The following is a 19,902-nucleotide window of genomic DNA, read 5'->3' as shown; positions in this document are numbered from 1 at the left end:
ATTATAACCTAATTTATAATAATTTATAATAATTTATAAAAAATTATTATTTTTATAAACCACATTTAAGTTGTACATTACAATTATTGCAAGTATTACATCCACCCATGTCAATTACAGTTCCCTCAGTACATATTGGACATAAATCCCCAATATTTGTACCTATTTTTCTATCTATTTTTGAACCTCTTAATTTAGCGATTTCTGTTTCCGAATCTGTTAATTGACTATTTGCTTGCTCTAAAGATGCTTTGGCTACTTCATCAATTTCAAGTTGTACAAATGAAGATTGATCTTGTTTTGAATCATCATTTGATAATGATAATACTTGTGAATCACGAGAACCATCAACATAAACAGTCCCCCCTTTAGCTCCATTTTTAAATAAACGCATATAAATTTTTTCAACATCTTTTACAGCAAAGCCTCTTGGCGCATTGACGGTTTTTGATATTGAAGAGTCAACCCATCTTTGAATTGTAGTTTGTACATCTACATGTTCTTCTGGCGTTAATTCCATTGCTGAAACAAAAATATCTGGTAGATTTTTATCTGTATATTCTGAATGTTGCGTTAAATATTCAGTAACAATTCTAGCATTAATTTCAATGTTTTTACCCAATCTTCCAGAACGATAAAATTTAAAACCAAAGTATGGCTCTAATCCAGTTGACACACCGACCATTGTGCCTGTTGAACCTGTTGGGGCAATCGTTAATAAATGTGAATTTCTTATTCCATCACGCAAGACTGCTTCTCTAATTTTTTGTGGCATTTTTTTCATATAGCCTGTATTAATAAATGCTTCTTTAGATTCTAAATATGGAAATGAACCTTTTATTTTAGCTAAATCAACAGAAGCTTGATAGGCGGTTGTGGCAATCACTTCAAATATTTTATCTGTTATTTCATTTGCTTTTTTACTTCCATATCGATATCCTGATCAAATTAATAAATCATGTAATCCCATTACACCAAGACCAACTCGTCTTTCATTAATTGCTTGATTTTTATTTGCCTCTAAAAAATACGGTGTAACATCAATAACATTATCTTGCATACGCACAGTTGTTGTAATTGTGTGTTTTAATTTATCAAATAAAATTTCTCCTGTTTTCTTATTTACAAAATTAGCTAAATTAACTGCTGCTAAATTACAAACAGAATAGGCAGCTAAAGGTTGTTCACCACATGGATTTGTAGCTACAACACTCATACCATATGATTTTGCATTTGTCATTTCATTTGCAACATCCATAAAGAATATTCCAGGTTCTGCAGAATAATTTGCACAAAAATTAATTAAATCTCATAAATCTTTTGCTTTTAATTTATGATGAGTTTTTATTTTATAACCCATTTGCTCTCAAACTCTAACATCACCAATTGAAGATCATTTTTCATCATATGCTTCTTTTTGTGATTTTGTATAATTTGTAATATCTGGAAATTTTAATTCTCAATCTAAATCTTTCTCAACTGCATTCATAAAATCATTAGTAATTGCTATAGAAATATTTGCACCAGTTAAGAAATTAGGATTATTAACTTCTCAAATTCCTCCATCATTTAATTTAGTAGATATTTCAGATATTACATCAGCTGGTAAAGTTTGATCACGTAATAAATGTTCATACATTATTTGTTCATGATATGTTAATGGTATAAATTTTAATTTACGTCTTGCCTCTTCACGAATTAATTCATCTTTTGCATTATTTTTTAATCATTGTAAAATTTTAGGATTTTGCATTTTTGAAATAATAAATTCAACGATATCTGGATGTCAATCTGCCATCATAATCATTTGTGCTCCGCGTCTTGATCCACCTTGTTCAACTAAATGTGTTAAAGAAGCTATATCATTCAATCAAGAAACTGCTCCAGATGATTTACCACCAACTGTTTTTGCAAGTTCCCCTTTAGGTCGCAAAGTAGAACCATTTGTACCAACTCCACCGCCGCGTGACATAATTTCCATAACTTCAGAACGATGATTTGAAATGCCAGTTCTAGAATCTTTAATCATAGGCATTACAAAGCAATTAAAAAAAGTAACATTTGATCCAGAACCAGCACCATGTAAGACACGACCCGCTGGAATTACGTTTAAATCAGAAAGTTCATGAAAAAAGTCTTCAGCAATTTCATTTTTATTTTTAGAGTCCTCATTAATAGCCAAAGCGTGAGCCACTCTATAAGCTATTTGTTCATAAAATATTTCTAATGGTTTTTCGACTAAAATTAATGGTCTCTCGATTATATTATTTGTTCCATCAACTAAAATTGCAGTATCTATTTGACCTATAAATTCCTCTTCAACAACTATTTTAACTGTTTCATTTTCTTTATTTATATGAGTTACTCTTCCTATTCCTCTGGCCGGGAAAACTGAATTTTCTTTTAAGACAGTAACAATTAAATCACCTTTTTTTAAAGATAGTAATTCTTTGTCTTTTTGTGAATATCTATCAATCATTACTAAACGAGAAACACCTTCAAAATATTTACTATATGATTCTTCAATTTGTTTTAAATGAGGAAAATGATCCTTTATATCTTTATTTAAAGACTCTATTAATTGTTTATCGTACATAAAATTATCTTCTTTCTAAAATTTACCATTATTTATAACTTATTAATTTGAAATACGCAAAATGTTAAAAAAATTTAATAAAAAATTTGTTAACACTTTGGGCGTGTAAACAAATTTTATCATGTTAGTGCAAAATATAAAATATTTTTAAAAAATTTTCCACATGTTGATAAGTTAGTAAGTGCATGATTTATGCGATATTCCTGATATATAATCGTATGAAAATTGATAGACAACATTTTTTTCAATGTTAATAAATCCTGCTCCGGAAGATTCAAAATTAGATCCTTGTAAAATATAAGGACATGTTCCATGTCCTGCATTATTTGTATAATCTCCACCTCAATGTTGAACTGGATTTTGACTAGAATATGGATTTTCTATTTTTAAAGAGAAACCCGTTAAATAAATTGCTTGTCCATATCCTTTATAATCAAAAACCATTTTAAAATCATCACCTGATAATTCGTTATCTGTAGAAATAATGTATTCAGAAAGTTTAGTTTTTGAATCTAACACCGTTACATAACTAATTAATTTCATATCACCAATTATAGTAACCACAGCACTTTGATTATTCTTTAAATTATTTAGTACTTTATTATATTCTTTTTCAGGTAGTAAACCGTATTTAGATTCATATGTATTTTTTCAAACATATTGATGTTGTAATGTTATAAAATATCAAGTTGTTTGAAACAAAAAATAAGTCCCCACAATTCCTGCCAATATAAATACAAATGCTATCAAACCATTAATAACAGTCGAATAACGATAAGTTTTCATCAGATTTATTTTAATGTATGGTGCATACAAACTTGTACCCGAAGTTTCCATAATTTTATTTATACCCGGCAATAAAATAACACAAGCGCAAAAAGAAACAATCATTTGAATCAAAGCGATTGGTACAGCTGTAAATATATTTGCTATTGCATAAACAACATTATTTAATGTCAAATCTGACATAAAATATCAAAAAATTACTCAAGGGCCAGAAAAAAAACTTATTACTGAAGCAAAAATTCATTGGTTTAAAATTAATTTTCTACATAATCAAATAATTAGTACAGAAAGTGGATAATAAATAAATTGAACTAAATATCAAGGGCCAAACCCCGTAAGTAATGTCGCAATTAAAGTTGTGATAAAACAAATTATAAAAGAATCCATTAATGGTAAAAAAAATGCATAACTTAAAATTAAAAACGTAACGAATTCGACACCCGGTATTGATGCAGTAGATATCCTTATCACAATTGCTATTGCCGTAAATACTGCTATGGCCACTAATCTTTTAGTTTTTGCAATGTTTGGAATAGTTTTTTTAGATAGTTTTTTATTCACTTGTAACATTTCTTTCTAAATTTCTTTTAAAGGAACTTTAATAGAATAATTTTCAAATCAATACTTAATATCTATAGATATGAATTTTTCCAAATAATATCAAATGGTTTTTTTGTGTAATGCCAGGGGTGAAATAACTATAGAATTGTAGGTTGATTTCCCATCTTCTGTACCAATCAAATATTTTTTCATAAATGGATCATTGTCAAATGAAATATTCGATGAGTTATAAACATTATCAATATCTAACATAGTTCATCCTTGAGTTGAATCATTCAATGATGCATCCAAATCTGTTTTTGTTAAATCTGTAAATATTCAAGATGAATTATAAATTATCTGTCAGTTATTTGAATATTCATCCGTTAAAATTCTGTTTCCTTCATCATCACAAATATATCCAGCAAGATAATAATAAGCAGTGGTTGATCTTGAAAATAATTCGGATGGATTATATGTTATTATAAATGTTAAATTTGATGTTTTTCTGATTTCAAATAAAGTCTCCGCAGATTCAATGTCTGAAAATGATGACCCATAAAAATCTCCACCAACCGTTCAGTAATTGTCTGAAACTTTTGTCAAGTAATGACCAAATGGGTTATTTAAATCAAAATCAGCAGATGATTTTCACAAAGCTTGATTAGTTCCTTTTCAACCATCTTGACTTATTGTAGAAGCTGTCATTGTGTCTACGATTGAAAACATATCTAAAGGATCTATTTTGTCAAACGATAAATTATTATCTTCATAATAATTTTTTAAAGCCGTTAAATTAATTTCTATTGAATCATTTTTTTCCATTTCAATGGAATTTGCACCCTTAGAAGTCATAGTTAATAGGTTTGTATTCGGGATCACTTTACCCGCTGTAGAGACTTCGCCATTATATTTATACATTTCGCCATCTATTGATACACCATCTGTATTTACACTCATAATTGAATCTTTATATTCAACATTATCATCATCACCCGGATATGAATTTTCTGGCGCTGCACTACAAGCAACAACCATTGGAGAATTTGCAGCAAAAATGCTTATCATTAAAATTGTTAATAATTTTTTCATAATTTTATTTACCTTTCAAATCTGAATTTTTTGGTGAAATAAAAAATCACAAGGGGTCTTGTGATTAAGATTACGTTTTTTATTCGACTATTAAAAAATCAAATAATTATTGACGCATTTACCTTAACCAGAAGTAAAATTGGTTCATTTATTAGTAGGTCTCCTGACTCTGACTTCATCTGTTAAAATAGCCTTCCCATATTTTTAAATACAGTGGTTTATTATTTTAACATCCATCTTACAGTTACTGGTATAGCCAAGGATTTACACCTTGTTCCCTTTACACTAATTAATGTTTTATATATATCGTGAAATCTAATTTCATAATTGATTTTAGCATAAATTAAAATTAAAAACGCAATTATAAAATAACTGCGTTTGTTGTTTTTTGTTTTATCTGTCTTTGTCATATTTTGTATATAAGCCATCAATACCGTTGGCTTTATACGCTTTAGTTCAGTTGCGTAGTGAAACGTCACTTATATTACGTGTGGGTGCAAAATTCTTTGCAGAAACACCCGATTTCTCATATTCTTTGATAATTTTTTCTTTATCTTTTGGAGAAATCATTTCCATATAGCAAACCTCCAAATTAATTTTACGGGAGTAATTTTTTGAACTACTCCACACGAAGATTATATAATAAAAAAAATCAAATATGAAAAAATAACTATAAAAATGCAAAAGCGACAAAATAAATAATAAACACAACATTTAATATCCATAAAATCGGCGAAATTTCTTTAATTTTTTTTGCAGCACAAGCCACTACTGTATATGTGATTATTCCAACAGCTATACCATTTGTAATATCATATGTAACTATCATAAATATCAACAATACAAACGTACTTATTGTAATTTCTGGTTTTGCTCATTCTATATTTTTTATTTGTAAAAACATTAGTGAACCAACAAATAAAGTTGCTCCAGCAGTAACACAAGGTGGTATTAATGAAAATAACGGATATAAAATTACAGCTAGACCAAAGAAAATAGCTATTACAATTGCAGCTACACCTGTTCTTGCGCCAGCTGCGATACCAACATTTGATTCAACATAAGCAGTCATATGCGACAAACCAACAGTTGATCCTAAAACAGATGATAATGAATCTATAATTAAAGCTGTTTTTGGCAAGTTTCTTTCTGGTAAATTTGCAAAATGTGTAATATTACGATTAAGTGATGTAATTGTACCTGTTGCATCAAAAAATATTAGTAAAATAAATACTAATGAAGATATATATAAGGTAGGACTTGATCAGATTTTTTTATTACCAATTTCTGAATAAATATTTTTAAGATTTGTTCATAAACCAGAAAAATCAGAATAACTTCATCCTTTTCACTTACTACTTCCTATATAAGTACTGACTGCGTTATTTTGATATGCAGTATTTGCAATAATTAAAGAAAGAATTAATCCAATTGCTATTGCTATTGCTATTGCACCAGGGATTTTTAATGTATGAAAAATTAATATTAATGAAAATACAACCATACCAATAATTATGCCAACGTACGTATCTTTCAAATTCGATAAACTTGCGACAGGTACACCACCAGAATGGCTAACTCAACCCATAGATGAAATACCAACATAAGCTATAAAACAACCGATTCCAGAACCAATTGCTAAATTAAGCGAATGAGGTATTGATTCTATAATTATTTTTCTGATTTTTGTTAATGAAAAAATGAAAAATAAAATAGAAGACAAACAAGTGGCAATAAGTGCACCTTGATAGCCAATATTTGAATTATTTGAAATTGTAAAAGTAAACATGGCATTAACACCCATAGATGGAGACATTCCAATTGGTAAATTTGCAAAAATCCCCATTAAAGCTGTTGTTAAAAAGGAAATTAAAACAGTTGCTAAGAAAACACCACCCGCAGACATTGATGGAGTTCCATCAATACCTTTAGCTTGTGAAAGCATATCTGGTTCTACAGATAATATATAAACCATAGCTAGGAATGTTGAAATTCCTCCAACTATTTCTTTTTTTAATATTGTGTTTAAATCTGAAAATTTAAATCACTTCTCTAATTTATTATTTTTAGATTTACTAACTTCTAAATCATGATTATTTTCATCTTTTAAAAGTTTGGAATCTTTTTTCTTTTCAGATTCTAAAGTCTTTTCGTTCATTTAGTTTCTCCTCAATAAATTATGCAATTAGTGTGCTTAAGAAAATAAAAAATAATTGTATTTATAGAGACTAATTGGTTAGTCGTAGAGACATTGCACCATTATTGCAACATATATAAACACATTAACTACAAGATTATTTTATCTTATTTTTGAAATTATTTAACGTTTAACGAATTTCTGCTTTAAATTTTTTAATAACTTCATTTGTGATTGTAGATGTATATTCATCAATCAAAACAGAATCTAAAGTTTTATCATCTGATTGAAAAATTATATTTATAGCTATAGATTTTTTTCGATCACCAAATTCATGATTCACAAAAACATCAAATAATTCCACTGATTTTACTTCCTTTATATTCAATGAAACTACAAAATCAACTATGTTATTTACCAAGATATTTGAATTAATCATAAATGCAATATCTCTTTCTTGAATTGGGTAAATTGAAGGTGCTATAAAAAATTTCTTAGTTATAGAATTATTTAATAACTTATCTAAAATTATTTCGCAAATTAATACAGAATTTGGAATACCTATTTGTTTTGCTTTCAAAGGATGTATTTCACCAATTACACCAACAATTTCTTCATCTATTTTTATATAAGCTGATTTATTTGGATGTAGATCTTGATTGTTATTTTCAATTCTTTCTCATTTAATTTTATTTTCATTAATATTTAAACTTAAAAATAAATTCTCAATTATGCCTTTTAAAACAAAAAAATCTGATTTATTTTCGTTATAAAATTTCTTTACAATTAATTTTCCACATAAAGCAATAGATAACAATTGAATTTCTTTATCGTCATCTATTGAAACTTTTGAAATTTCAAAAATATTTATATTAGATTGTTTTCTATTTAAATTATAATTTATTACCTGATACAAACTAGGTATTAATGATTTTCTAACTATTTCATGCAAATTAGTTGCGGGGTTTGACAATTTATATTGATTTTTTGTTTTTATTAATGAATCAAAATGCGAATAACTTTTTTGATTTACTAGTGAATACGTAATTACTTCATTTAATCCATTTGCAGATAATAAATTTCTAACTATATTTGCATGTGAAAAATAATCACTATGTGGTTTTATTTCTTTGACTTGAACCACAGGAAGTTCTGTTTTTATAAATCCAAAACCATTTACTCTAATTATTTCTTCTGCTATATCTTCTCGTATTTTTATATCATTTCGATATGATGGTGCAGTAACATCATATGAATTATTTTTATCTATAATTTTAAAATTCAATTTTTTTAAAGTGTCTAAAATTTTTTCATCAGAAAAATTAGTAGCTAAATAATTATTTAATCATTTTATTTCAAAATTAATTTGTGGATTTACATTTTCAAAATTTTTAAACACTGCAATATTAGATGGAATTGCATTATGATTTGCTTCACCCAAAATAGAAAAATACAATTCATGTGCATTAAGTAAATGATCACCAACTAACCCTCTAGCAAATCTATTTGATGATTCTGATTGTATTTGCATACGCTTTGCAGTTTTTCTAATCGAGATCGGATCGAAAATAGCTGACTCAATCAATAAATTTTTTGTTTCACTAGATACAGCTGAATTCAATAGTCCTTTAACTCCAGCAATAACTACAGGATTAACATTTGAAATAACTATATCTTCTTTTTTTATTTCGTTTGTTTCACCATCTAAAGTTGTTATCTTTTCATCAATATTGTCTACAAGTGTAAATTTATTTGAACTTAATTTATCTGCATCAAAAACATGCAATGGCTGATTATAAATTAGCATAACTAAATTACCTGCGTCAACTAAATTATTGATTGGTTGTTGACCTGATGCTAATAATCATAAACGTAAATTTAAATTTGATATTGTAGTAGAAACATTTTTTATTTCAGACATAGTATATGCAATTATTGATGTTGTTTTGATTTCAACATCAAATTTTGTTTTAAACTTTCTTTCAAATTTTTTTTCGTCTCAAATGAATTTAGCATTCATAATTGATGAAATTTCTTTTGCAACCCCATAAACAGAATAAACATCAATACGATTTGGTGTAATAGAAAGTTCCAACGATACATCATCAGCACCTATATATTTTAATGGGTTTTCATTGCCAACTTCTGCATCGTTTGGTAGTTCTATTATAGACATCTGTTCTGTTTCTGATAAATAATTTTTTTTAATTCCTATTTCTTCAAGTGAACAAATCATACCAAATGAATCTACACCAGCAACAGTTCTCTTGTCTATTATTTTATTTATATGTTTTAAGTTTGCTTCTAATTTTGCAACAACAACTTTTATTCCCGCTCTAGCATTAGGTGCACCACAAATAATTTGTAAAATCTCATTACCTATTGATACTTTGCATAATTTATCTTCTGGTTTAGCTTCAATTGATATTGCAGAAATTATTTCACCTACAACTAAATTTGTATTTTCAAATAAAGGCACAATTTCTTCAACTTCAATTCCTGTTAATGTTAACTTATTTGCAACATCGTTAACAGTAAATTTTTGCAAGTCAACAAATTGATTTAGTAAATTTCATGACAATTTCACTTTAATTTTCTCCTTTAAATTGTTCTAAAACTTTAATATCTCCATTATAAAAATAACGAATATCTTTAATGTTGTATTTTAACATAGTAATTCTTTCAATACCCATACCAAATGCAAACCCAGAATAAATATTTGGATCGTATCCGCCGTTTCTCAATACATTTGGATGCACCATACCAGCGCCCAATATTTCTATTCAGCCAACATTATGACAAGACTGACATCCTTTACCTGTACATATACCACACATTACATCAACTTCAACAGATGGTTCTGTAAACGGAAAATAAGAAGCGCGAAATTTAATTTCTCGATCAATTCCATAGAAACTTTTTACGAATGTTTCTAATGTGCCTTTTAAATGGCCCATATTAATATTTTTGCCAACCATTAATCCTTCCATTTGCATAAATTGATGAGAATGTGTTTGGTCATCTGAATCTCTTCTAAAAACTTTACCTGGTGCTATTATTGCTAATACATCATCTTTAGATTTAGTACGAATCATTTCACGAATTTGATTTGGTGAAGTATGTGTACGTAAAAGTTTTTGTGCATCAAAATAAAATGTATCTTGCATATCACGCGCTGGATGATTTACTGGTATATTTAGCATTTCAAAATTATAACTATCATATTCAATTTCAGGACCGTCTATTATTCTAAAACCCATTCTAGAAAAAATATCGGCCAATGAATTTAATGTCTGATTTAAAATGTGTGAACTTCCGGTCTGATGTACTTTGCCCGGTAAAGATATATCAATTAATTCTTTTTGAATTATTTTATTTATTTGTTCATTCTCTAACTTTAACTCACGTTTATCAAACTCATCTATTAAATTTAATCTAATTTTATTAATAGTTTGACCAAATTCTTTTTTTTGATCTGCAGATAAATTCTTCATCTCTTGCATTGAGGTTGCAATTGCTCCTTGTTTACCAAATATTTTTGCTTTCAATACTTTTAATTCTTCATTATTTGTTTTTTTAATTTCATCTAAAAAAACATCTAATTGCTCAACTAATTCTTTTAATGTCATTTTAATTTCTCCTTTATAAATAAAAACTCGTTCCTTGCAATTTATGCATAGGAACGAGTTTAGCCCGCGGTACCATCCTAATTAATGAATAATCATTCTCTTAATTAACTATTTAAATAATTTCACGAGTGAATTCAACAATTATTTTTGATTCCTTTTCACCGCTAGAATCTCGCTTTAAAAATAAATTTATTGTCTACTATGTTCGTTACATGCTTTATTATATACTAGATATTACATTTATAGATTTATTATGTTAAATTTAATATTTCATATTTTAAAATTGGCACATCCAAAATAATCGCAAAATTATTTTGGATAATGTGTATTATAAACACATTTTTATGAAATATGATTTAAATAATAAATCGGAATTTAATTTCGATTTATTAAAAAACACTCTTGTCATTTGAGTTATATAGAAATATTTTTATATAAAATTGGATTATTTTTTACGTTCTGATATTTTTTACCCTCCAATTAAAGATGCGGTATTGTTTCCATTACATCAGAGAATGTAGTTTTTAATTTGTTAAATAAAGTAATTTTTAATAATTGCAATCAAATTAAAAAATGAATATTAAAATATTCATTTTTTATAAACTAAACTTCATTAACAAATTCTATTCAAGCTCAATTATAACCATCAAATAATCCATTGCTATTGATGTCATCTCCCATGGTGCCATATATATATATTAGATCCATTTGGCGCATGAATTAAGTCATCAAACTCTAATCTAACATCACGATCAATATCAGCATTTTTATTATATTTTAAAAGATCTGCTTGAATTGAATCTTTTGCTTGTATTTTAGCTTTATCTATATCAGCTTGAGTTAAATTATCTCTATTTTTAACTTTAACATATATATTGGTAAATTGCATTTTACCCACATCAATAACATAATCGTCTTCCGATGAATGACTAGTACAAGATACAATACTTGTAGTTGACATTAACGTTAAACCAAAAGCTGATATCATACTTAATAATTTTTTCATTTTTATATTTTTCCTTTCTTAATTTAATTGATTATATAATTCTTGTGCAATTAAAGTGATATCTTCATCACTTGATCAGTAATATTTTTAATACTGCCATTGACAATTGTACTATAAACATAAAATAATTTACTAATTTTAGTAATTCCCACAATTAAATTTTCTTTATTTTCATACATAGCTAAAGCATTTTCATATGAATTATAATAAACATAATTTTTATCATCAATTTTAAAACGATAAATTGTATATAAACCATCAGATACTATATCTGTAAATCTTGAAATATTATTTTGTAATTTTTTTAATTCATTTTTATTGACATATCTAAATGTTGGGTTAATATTGTTTTTTAACTGTTCTATCGCTTGATCTTCATCTAAACTTATCATTAATTCTTGGACATTTGTATCATATAAGATATATTCTTTATATAAAATTGAATTATCTTTTTGCGCTCTGATGTTTTTTGCCCCTTCAATTGATGATGCAATATTGTTTCCAATTACATCAGAGAATGTAATTCTAGTATCATTGTTATTTCCAACAAATCACATTTCATTTAATGTCAATTCTGAATTTGTTGTATCTAAATAATAAAAATCATTTAATCATTCATCATATGTCATTTCAATATTTGAAGATAATTCCGCAATTGAAAATTTCTGACCATTTTGATACTGACTATAAGTTGTCAAAATATTCTCTTCAAAATATTTTTTAGAAGAATCCAAAGAGAAATATTCATTATTCGTTAATTCCTTATATATTCAATCTTGTTTAAAATGATTTAAAATTATATCATCATTGCTTGTTTCTGTTAATTTTGATTGAATTTTATCTGCTAATAAATTCATAAAAGCATTTTTAAAATCAATTGTTAATCCCATTCAAGAATTTTTCAAAAAAGTATTTCAATCTAATTCATCACTATATGTTGGAAATACTCAATCTAAAATATTTTTAACATTTTGACTTAGGTTACCATTAATAGATAATTGATTTGAATTATTATTAAATAATTCTGAATCAAAAGATAAACTATTCATATCTGTTCTATTATAACCAATATGACCAAAACTATCACTATTTGTTGTAGCAATTAAATTTAATGATACATTATTTATAATTATTGTTTGTAAATAATAATCATGACGCTTTTGATGGTGCCCAATTGTATAATGATATTTAACAGACCACAAATTTTTATTTAAAATATTATTTTTAATATTATCAACATTTAAATTACGAAAATTTTTAGAATCATTAATTTTAATAATTAATTTATGATCTTTGCATATTGCACTAACACCATTACCTAAATCAGCAAATTCTGTTGTATTTTCTAATTCAGTTCCTATTTCAAATCAACTTGAATCTGAAATTGAAAACTGTATCGTGTATTCAAATTCATTTACTCATATAAATTTTCGTTTTTATCTGTTAAAGTTGAATTTATTTCTGTATTAATTTTATTAACAATTGTTTTACCAAAATTATCTCTTTTTTCTATAAATGGTTTTGATAATTCATCACCAGCATTACTATCAATTGGATCATAATAAATTCCTGGTGTCATAATAGATTTCATTTTTTGTAAATCATTTTGATTAAAAGCATTATATTTTAGTCCTTTAAAATTATAAAACAAAGAAGATTGAATATCTTCACTATATTTTGCATTTTTGTATGCTGTCATGGCTTCTTCTGTTGAATCTCTTCAGTTTGAATTATCATAACTATATTTGATCCTAATATTCCCAAGAGATACATAAGAATCTAATGCTCTTTCTCTAGCTGATTCATCACTTTGGATACAACCATCTATAAAGTTAACTTCACTACAACTTGGTAACAAAACATTACCATAAGTATTTTGATAAACTTTAACATAATCATCTTTTTTTGTTGAATATACTTGTGATAGATCTAATTTACCACTATTAACATCTAACATAATTTTGTTTGGATTTGATGAAGTTGAAATTTCTTCTAATGGATTTTCTTTTATAACATCTTCCAAAATTTCATTTTTATTGCGATATTCTTTATTTTGATATAAATAAATATCTTCTTCTCGCAAGAATCACGAATTATCTTTAATAGATTGTTCAATAGCAGTTATTTCATTATATAAAGATTGGGTAGTACTAATAACTGCAAGTGAACTTGCACCAATATTTGATATTGATGTTAATAACAAAAACATTTTAAACATATTATAAATTTTCTCCTGTAATTTCTTTTAAATTGGCATATAAATAATCAATATACGATTCTCTAGAATCAAAAGTTTGATTATTTAAAGTGTATGTTGAATAATCTATTTTGACTAATTCATTGGTAAAATTATGTAATTTTAAATAATAAATTATTGCGGCACTTTGTGAATTAAAATAATAATTCTTCCCTACATATACAAATGTATAAATTTGATAACCTTCATTATTTAAATCTGTTAATTGATCAAAAATTGTAGTTGAAAATAACTCATCAAAGTCAATTAATTTTGATTCGATATTAATATCTAAGAGTACTTCATCATAAACTTGTTGATATGTTTCTCTTAAAATTTGAATACCATTAAAATCATAAAAATAAATCTTATTATAATCTATATTTTCAATATGTCTCAAAATGCTATTTAATGCTTGTTCATATGAATCAAAAATGTCACCAAATTCATCTGCATATGCTCTTTTCACTTCAACTGTTTTATAGACTTGCACAATTAATTCTTCTTTTGAATCATAAGTTAAACCATCAAAATATTTTGAAGTATATTTAATATTTTTTTCATAACTAAATAAATCGTTGATAATATCTCTTTTTTCATAACGATAAGCTTCATTTAAATTTGAAAAATATTTATCATTATACAAATAAGTAATTTCGTTTACTGGTTTTGCAATTTCCAAAACATCAAAAGTTCTGCTTGGATCAAAATCTGACGGTTCTCATGCTCAATTTGTTTGTTGATATGTTAAAAATTGATTTTTACTTACTTCAAATCTATAAATTTTAGTAGTTCTAATATCAATTGAATCTAACAACTCTATTGCTAAATCAACTCAAATAAAGGCAACAGATAAAGCTTCAACAATTTTAGTTGCGCTTGCAGTCAATCTTAAAAATGCTTTAATAGTTTTCAAAATTGGTTCAATGGCTTTTAATTGTCATTTAAATAGTGATTCATTTAATTTTAAATATATTTCAAAATAATTTTTATGTTTTACATCAATATTTAATTTTGATTCTCCATCATTATTCAAAACTGTTGGTTCAACTAAATAATCTAATAAGTCCATTATGTTGTCTTCTTTATATGAATCTACCAAATTGGTTCATGAATTATTTAACTGCTCTTCATTATCTGAACCATCTATTTGAACTAAATTTAACGATAATAAAGCTTGACAATAAAAATTTTTTATTCGGTCATTGTCATCATTTGTTACATCTAAATTTCTTAAAATTTCTCTAATAAAATAAAGTTCAATAGTAATTTTTTGATTATAATTTAAATTTGTGAATGGTGTCATATTTTTCAATAACTTTGCGCAGTAGTTTTTATACCGTATTTATCTAAAATATTTATAAATTGATCTGTAGACACATTTACTTTATTTGTTGGCAGTTTAGAAAAATAAAGTGAAACTGATTCATCAAAATTATCATAAATTGTTTGTTGAAATGATGTCTTGGCATTTGCCAATAAGTTCAAAGGCCCTACAGAGGCTATTGCTGCAAATACTTCAAACATCGATGATTCAATTAAATCCATAACACTTTCGCTTGAAATACTATCTAAACTTCAATTTTTTGCATCTAAAACACTTTGCATTAAATCATCTTGCGTTTGCTGAAATAAATTGCCTGTTAACCTACCTTTGGCATCAGCTTTAGTTTGTATATAATACATTCCTGGTCTATTTTTTAATTCAGTTACTTTTTCTTTATCGTATTGTGCTAGTTCAAAACTATCATAATTATCTTTATTATTTTCATTAATTAATTGATTGTTGTAATAAACATCTTTTAAAATGCTTGCATCAAGTGTTTTGTCAAAACCTGTTTTTGAATATCAAGAATTACCTAAATGATAATTATCTATTTTTTTTATATCTGGTTTTTCTACTTCATATTTATTTTTATAATAACTAATTATTGCAGTTTCATTATCAAACAAATTACCATCAACTTGATATTTAGTGTGAATTTTATTTGTATATGAATCTTGTGCTTCACTCAAACTATCAACAACTTGATTTGCTGAATTCTTATAAACTGTTGTTTCATTGTCTTCATTAGTGACAACATCATCTGATATCATTCCTAATTCATCCAAACGATAATTGTCTGGATTTTTATGTGTTACTTGTAATTTAATATCGTCTGTTTTATCAACCATATTATATAAATCACTCAAAGTATCGTATTGTCTATTATCAAAACGAATATCATTTTGATAATCTGATTTATTTTCTATTTTTACTTCATTGTCTAAATAATAAGAAATAGCATCTTCTTTTGATAAAAAGTTTTGCCAAATAAACTGTACTGACTTTGTTCATCATTTTGATTATTGCCTGAATCATTATGACTAAAGTTATTTGTTGAACAAGAAACCGAAAGAGCTGTTGATGATGCTCCCAATGCTAATGTTCCTAATATACTTAATAGTTTTTTCATTTGAATATTCCTCTTTTTTATATACTTGATTAATAATGTCATTTAATAAATCTGCTGATGTATAATTAAAAACAAAATTTCGAATTCTTTGTTCTCTTAAAATAATAATCAAACCAAATAAAGTCAAAGTTACTAATGTGTAAATAACTAAAATTCATATAGTGTACGTATTGGAATAAGTTAGATTATTTGTAATAAAATAACCGTCATCTGTTTCCAATATTTCTAATTCATTAAAAGAATTAATTTCTTTAGATACATTATCTAAATTATTATTGTGTAAGAATGAATAATTATTTAATTTACTTTGTGATACAAAAGATATTTCTAAATTGAACATATGATTTGTAATATCAAAATAATTTCTCATTCGTTGATTATTTTGATAATTTAAAATTTTAATTGCCATGTCAAGTGTTATATTAATTTGTTTTAAATTAACATTCATAATCAACGAAGTTATAAAATAGTCAATAAATTGATTTAAGTTTTCATTTGAATAATTAAATTTTTTTAAAATACCAATCAATTCATTATTATAAATTGGTTCACTTCACAACATTTGATCCAAACAATTTAATTTTGTTTTTTTATAATTATTATCTGTAAACATGACATCCAAAATATTTACAGCAATATCATTATCATTTGTTACACTATCATATAAACAATAAAGAAATATTTCTTTAAACAATTCTGTCAAAAATAATTCATCATCATTTGTGATTTTAATATTTAAATGTATTCCATCATTATCTATAGATATATAATCTAATAAATTTGTTGACACTAAATCTTTATCCAGTAAACTATCATCTTTAAAGAAATCTAATAATTTTTCAATAGTTTGATCTTCTTTTAAATATGAAAATAATTTATTGAAATAACTAATTTCATTTTCTTCATGAATTAAATTTTTTGCAATATTTCAACTCATCAAATTTTTATTTGAAACATACGAAATTAATTCTTGATAATCAAATTTTCGAAATGCATAAGTATCATTCGACTTTGAAATTTTAATAATAATTTTATTATTGTCATTAAAGGGTCTTAAATCATAATTTAACATGTGAATAAGTGTATAAATATCTTTTGTATTTGAAAATTCTTTTTTATAAAGTTCTGTATTTTCTATAGACAAAATATTTTTTAAATCTATATAATTTATTTTTGTTTCATCATTTAATTGAATTTTTGTTTCATCATAATTATTTAATTCAGTAGTTGATGATTTTCAATTCATTATTTGATTAATAAATAAAAATATAAACGATAGAAATAAAAATAAATTTGAAAGCAATATTCATTTGCCAATCAATTTATGAGCAATTCAAAATAACGATAAGCAAATGATTATTGAAAATATCACAATTAGTTCTAAAATACATAAAGCAATTAAAGAATTTAACGCATTAAATTGCATTGATATTAAAATCATATAATAAAATATTTGTATAACTAATGTTTCAGCAAATATAAAAATAATGGAAAATAATAACTGCAATAAATTAATTCTTAATCGTTTGTGAAAGTTTCGTAGTTCCTCATAGTATAAAGTATTAAAATTAAATAAATATAATTCTCTTGATTCTACAAAACACATTATAGGTAAAAGTGCAAAAATTAATACTGGTCCAAAAAATAATTTATAGTTTACTAAAGATTCTGCTAATGATGCTGCTTGATAGTTAATAGAATTATTATAAGAAGATACAGCAGCATAAACAAATGTTGCTACAACTGCCAAAACAAAAAAGATTCATAATTTTCATAATTTAAAATATCTATTGTTTTATTGCATCAATCAAAAGAAGAAAAATGATAACTATGTTTTATAATTTGGTTTATTAAAATGATATATAAACTTAATATTTTTTTCATGATAATTTATCTTTCATTTTATAACTAATAATAATTTGTAAGCCCAATTTAATTTGTATCTATGCATAAATAAAATCATAAAAATACATATATATCTTTTGCGCTTGTAGATTATCACATAAAAATACAAAAAAATAAATTATTTTAGCAATCAAAATAAAAAATCTAATAATCAAAATTATTAGATTTTGCATATATAAATTAATCCTTGTAAGCTATTTCAATATTATCGTATGCAATTTCAGAAGGAACATATCTGCCAAACAATTCTATATTAATAACAGCGGTTTTATTTGCATTATTTAATTCTGCAACTTTACCTTCTTTTCCAGATAAAGTCCCACTTTTTATTACAACTGTATCTCCGATTTTAAATGAAAGTTTAATTCTTTCTTGTAATTGATTTTTATAATCTTCAATAGTTGGTTTATTTACTTCATCTATTAGCATTTTTTCAACTTCATCTGCCATTAAGGGAAGTGGTTTAGCCCCCTTACCAGATGAACCAATAAATCCTGTTACTCCAGGTGTATTTCTAACAATAAATCAAGCCTCATCTGTCATTTGCATATTCACAAAAACATATCCTGGAAATTTATTTTTATCATAAACCTTACCATTTTTACCTTCAAATGGTAATTTGGCTATTCTAATATCATAAATTAAATTAGTCAAATTACCTGTTTCTACTTTTTGTAATAGATCTTGACGAACTCTGTCTTCGTATCCAACATTACAATTGATAACAAATCATTGTCCTTTTGGTTGATTTAATTCATTAGTTAAATTATCTTGTATCATATTATTCTCCTTTTATAAAACATGCATTAATGTAAATAATTCTTGTAATCCTCAATCAATTAAGAAAAAGAAGACTGCGGATAGCGCCAGAAAAATTATTGTTATCAAAAATTTAAATCCAAGTGATGATGCAGTTCCTCATCTAATTTTCAAAACTTCTTTAGTCATTGCAGCTGGAAATTCACGAATAGTTTGTTTTCAATTTATTTTGTCTTTTTCAGTTTTTTTTAATTTTACAGCAGCTGCATTTTTATATGCTAATTCTTGTTCTTTTTTTGCTCTTTTTCTAATTTCTTTATCAGAAAGTGTTTCATCATTTTGATTTAAATTTTCAGCTTTAGTTATTTTTAAATTATTTTTTAATTTCCTTACACTTTCTTTATCTTTTTGTTTTTGTAATTTTATTTGAGCTTTCTGCTCTGCCAATTTTTGTTTTACTTTGTTTTTTTCTATAACGTCTATTTCTTTATTATCATTTGACAAATTATCTTTCATAAATGAATCTCCTAACGTGTTTCTTTATGTATTGTATGTTTATTACACTTTACACAATGTTTTTTGATTACTATTCTTTCGCGTTGTCCAATAGCACTTTTTGTTATTGAATAATTCCTTGATAGACATTCTTCACAAACAAGAATTACTTTTTTTGAATTATTACCCATATTTTACCTCACTTACATAATACACTAAATTTTAAATTGAGCAAATAAAAACAACTCCTAAGAGTTGTAAATTA

Annotated in this window: 17 protein-coding genes and 1 riboswitch; all 17 genes read right to left on the bottom strand. The window is 25.5% G+C overall.

Features of this window, described 5'->3' with window-relative positions:
- Positions 1 to 52: 52 nt before the first annotated feature.
- The 17 genes from AACK85_RS00250 to rpmG all read right to left on the bottom strand — a co-directional run bounded on the left by AACK85_RS00250 (position 53) and on the right by rpmG (position 19,828).
- Positions 53 to 2,596 (bottom strand): vitamin B12-dependent ribonucleotide reductase, encoded by a 2,544-nt coding sequence (locus tag AACK85_RS00250; RefSeq protein ID WP_338969903.1) that lies wholly within the window; start codon positions 2,594 to 2,596, stop codon positions 53 to 55.
- A 174-nt stretch (positions 2,597 to 2,770) separates the two neighbouring features.
- Positions 2,771 to 3,943: an ECF transporter S component gene (locus tag AACK85_RS00245; RefSeq protein WP_338969901.1), complete on the bottom strand. Its 1,173-nt coding sequence runs from the start codon at positions 3,941 to 3,943 to the stop codon at positions 2,771 to 2,773.
- A 15-nt stretch (positions 3,944 to 3,958) separates the two neighbouring features.
- Positions 3,959 to 5,014 carry a hypothetical protein gene (locus AACK85_RS00240; protein ID WP_338969899.1) on the bottom strand — a complete coding sequence of 352 codons (1,056 nt, stop codon included), beginning with the start codon at positions 5,012 to 5,014 and terminating at the stop codon, positions 3,959 to 3,961.
- Between the two features lie 136 nt (positions 5,015 to 5,150).
- Positions 5,151 to 5,319: riboswitch (cobalamin riboswitch) on the bottom strand.
- Positions 5,320 to 5,407: 88 nt separating this feature from the next.
- Positions 5,408 to 5,590, bottom strand: coding sequence for a helix-turn-helix domain-containing protein (locus tag AACK85_RS00235; protein ID WP_338969897.1), 183 nt, complete (start codon positions 5,588 to 5,590; stop codon positions 5,408 to 5,410).
- 94 nt (positions 5,591 to 5,684) lie between these two features.
- Positions 5,685 to 7,172: an NCS2 family permease gene (locus AACK85_RS00230; RefSeq protein ID WP_338969895.1), complete on the bottom strand. Its 1,488-nt coding sequence runs from the start codon at positions 7,170 to 7,172 to the stop codon at positions 5,685 to 5,687.
- Between the two features lie 169 nt (positions 7,173 to 7,341).
- Positions 7,342 to 9,738, bottom strand: coding sequence for a phenylalanine--tRNA ligase subunit beta (gene pheT / locus AACK85_RS00225; protein ID WP_338969893.1), 2,397 nt, complete (start codon positions 9,736 to 9,738; stop codon positions 7,342 to 7,344).
- A 1-nt stretch (position 9,739) separates the two neighbouring features.
- Positions 9,740 to 10,780 carry a phenylalanine--tRNA ligase subunit alpha gene (gene pheS / locus AACK85_RS00220; protein ID WP_338969891.1) on the bottom strand — a complete coding sequence of 347 codons (1,041 nt, stop codon included), beginning with the start codon at positions 10,778 to 10,780 and terminating at the stop codon, positions 9,740 to 9,742.
- Between the two features lie 661 nt (positions 10,781 to 11,441).
- On the bottom strand, positions 11,442 to 11,786 hold the full coding sequence (locus AACK85_RS00215) for a lipoprotein (RefSeq protein WP_338969889.1): 345 nt from the start codon (positions 11,784 to 11,786) through the stop codon (positions 11,442 to 11,444).
- Positions 11,787 to 11,836: 50 nt separating this feature from the next.
- Positions 11,837 to 12,988 (bottom strand): hypothetical protein, encoded by a 1,152-nt coding sequence (locus AACK85_RS00210; protein WP_338969887.1) that lies wholly within the window; start codon positions 12,986 to 12,988, stop codon positions 11,837 to 11,839.
- 212 nt (positions 12,989 to 13,200) lie between these two features.
- Positions 13,201 to 14,004: a hypothetical protein gene (locus AACK85_RS00205; RefSeq protein ID WP_338969885.1), complete on the bottom strand. Its 804-nt coding sequence runs from the start codon at positions 14,002 to 14,004 to the stop codon at positions 13,201 to 13,203.
- Between the two features lies 1 nt (position 14,005).
- Entirely contained in the window at positions 14,006 to 15,328 is a 1,323-nt protein-coding gene (locus AACK85_RS00200) for a hypothetical protein (RefSeq protein WP_338969883.1), read from the bottom strand.
- Positions 15,307 to 16,197 carry a hypothetical protein gene (locus AACK85_RS00195; protein WP_338969881.1) on the bottom strand — a complete coding sequence of 297 codons (891 nt, stop codon included), beginning with the start codon at positions 16,195 to 16,197 and terminating at the stop codon, positions 15,307 to 15,309. The genes AACK85_RS00200 and AACK85_RS00195 overlap by 22 nt, the downstream gene beginning before the upstream one ends.
- 92 nt (positions 16,198 to 16,289) lie before the next feature.
- The gene (locus tag AACK85_RS04990; RefSeq protein ID WP_422397531.1) at positions 16,290 to 16,478 is read right to left on the bottom strand and encodes a Vmc-like lipoprotein signal peptide domain-containing protein; all 189 of its coding nucleotides are present in this window, start codon (positions 16,476 to 16,478) and stop codon (positions 16,290 to 16,292) included.
- Complete coding sequence (locus AACK85_RS00190; RefSeq protein WP_338969879.1) at positions 16,396 to 18,228, bottom strand: hypothetical protein; 1,833 nt, start codon at positions 18,226 to 18,228, stop codon at positions 16,396 to 16,398. The genes AACK85_RS04990 and AACK85_RS00190 overlap by 83 nt, the downstream gene beginning before the upstream one ends.
- A gap of 335 nt (positions 18,229 to 18,563) precedes the next feature.
- Positions 18,564 to 19,163, bottom strand: a complete 600-nt coding sequence (gene nusG / locus AACK85_RS00185) for a transcription termination/antitermination protein NusG (protein ID WP_338969877.1) — start codon at positions 19,161 to 19,163, stop codon at positions 18,564 to 18,566.
- A gap of 12 nt (positions 19,164 to 19,175) precedes the next feature.
- Positions 19,176 to 19,658, bottom strand: a complete 483-nt coding sequence (gene secE, locus AACK85_RS00180; RefSeq protein ID WP_338969875.1) for a preprotein translocase subunit SecE — start codon at positions 19,656 to 19,658, stop codon at positions 19,176 to 19,178.
- An 11-nt stretch (positions 19,659 to 19,669) separates the two neighbouring features.
- Positions 19,670 to 19,828, bottom strand: a complete 159-nt coding sequence (gene rpmG / locus AACK85_RS00175; protein WP_338969873.1) for a 50S ribosomal protein L33 — start codon at positions 19,826 to 19,828, stop codon at positions 19,670 to 19,672.
- Between the last annotated feature and the right edge of the window lie 74 nt (positions 19,829 to 19,902).

It is taken from the genome of Spiroplasma endosymbiont of Labia minor, assembly GCF_964019845.1.
Lineage (GTDB): Bacteria > Bacillota_I > Bacilli_A > Mycoplasmatales > Mycoplasmataceae.
Note: the sequence above shows the minus strand (reverse complement) of the source record. Positions and strands in the feature narration are given on the sequence as shown.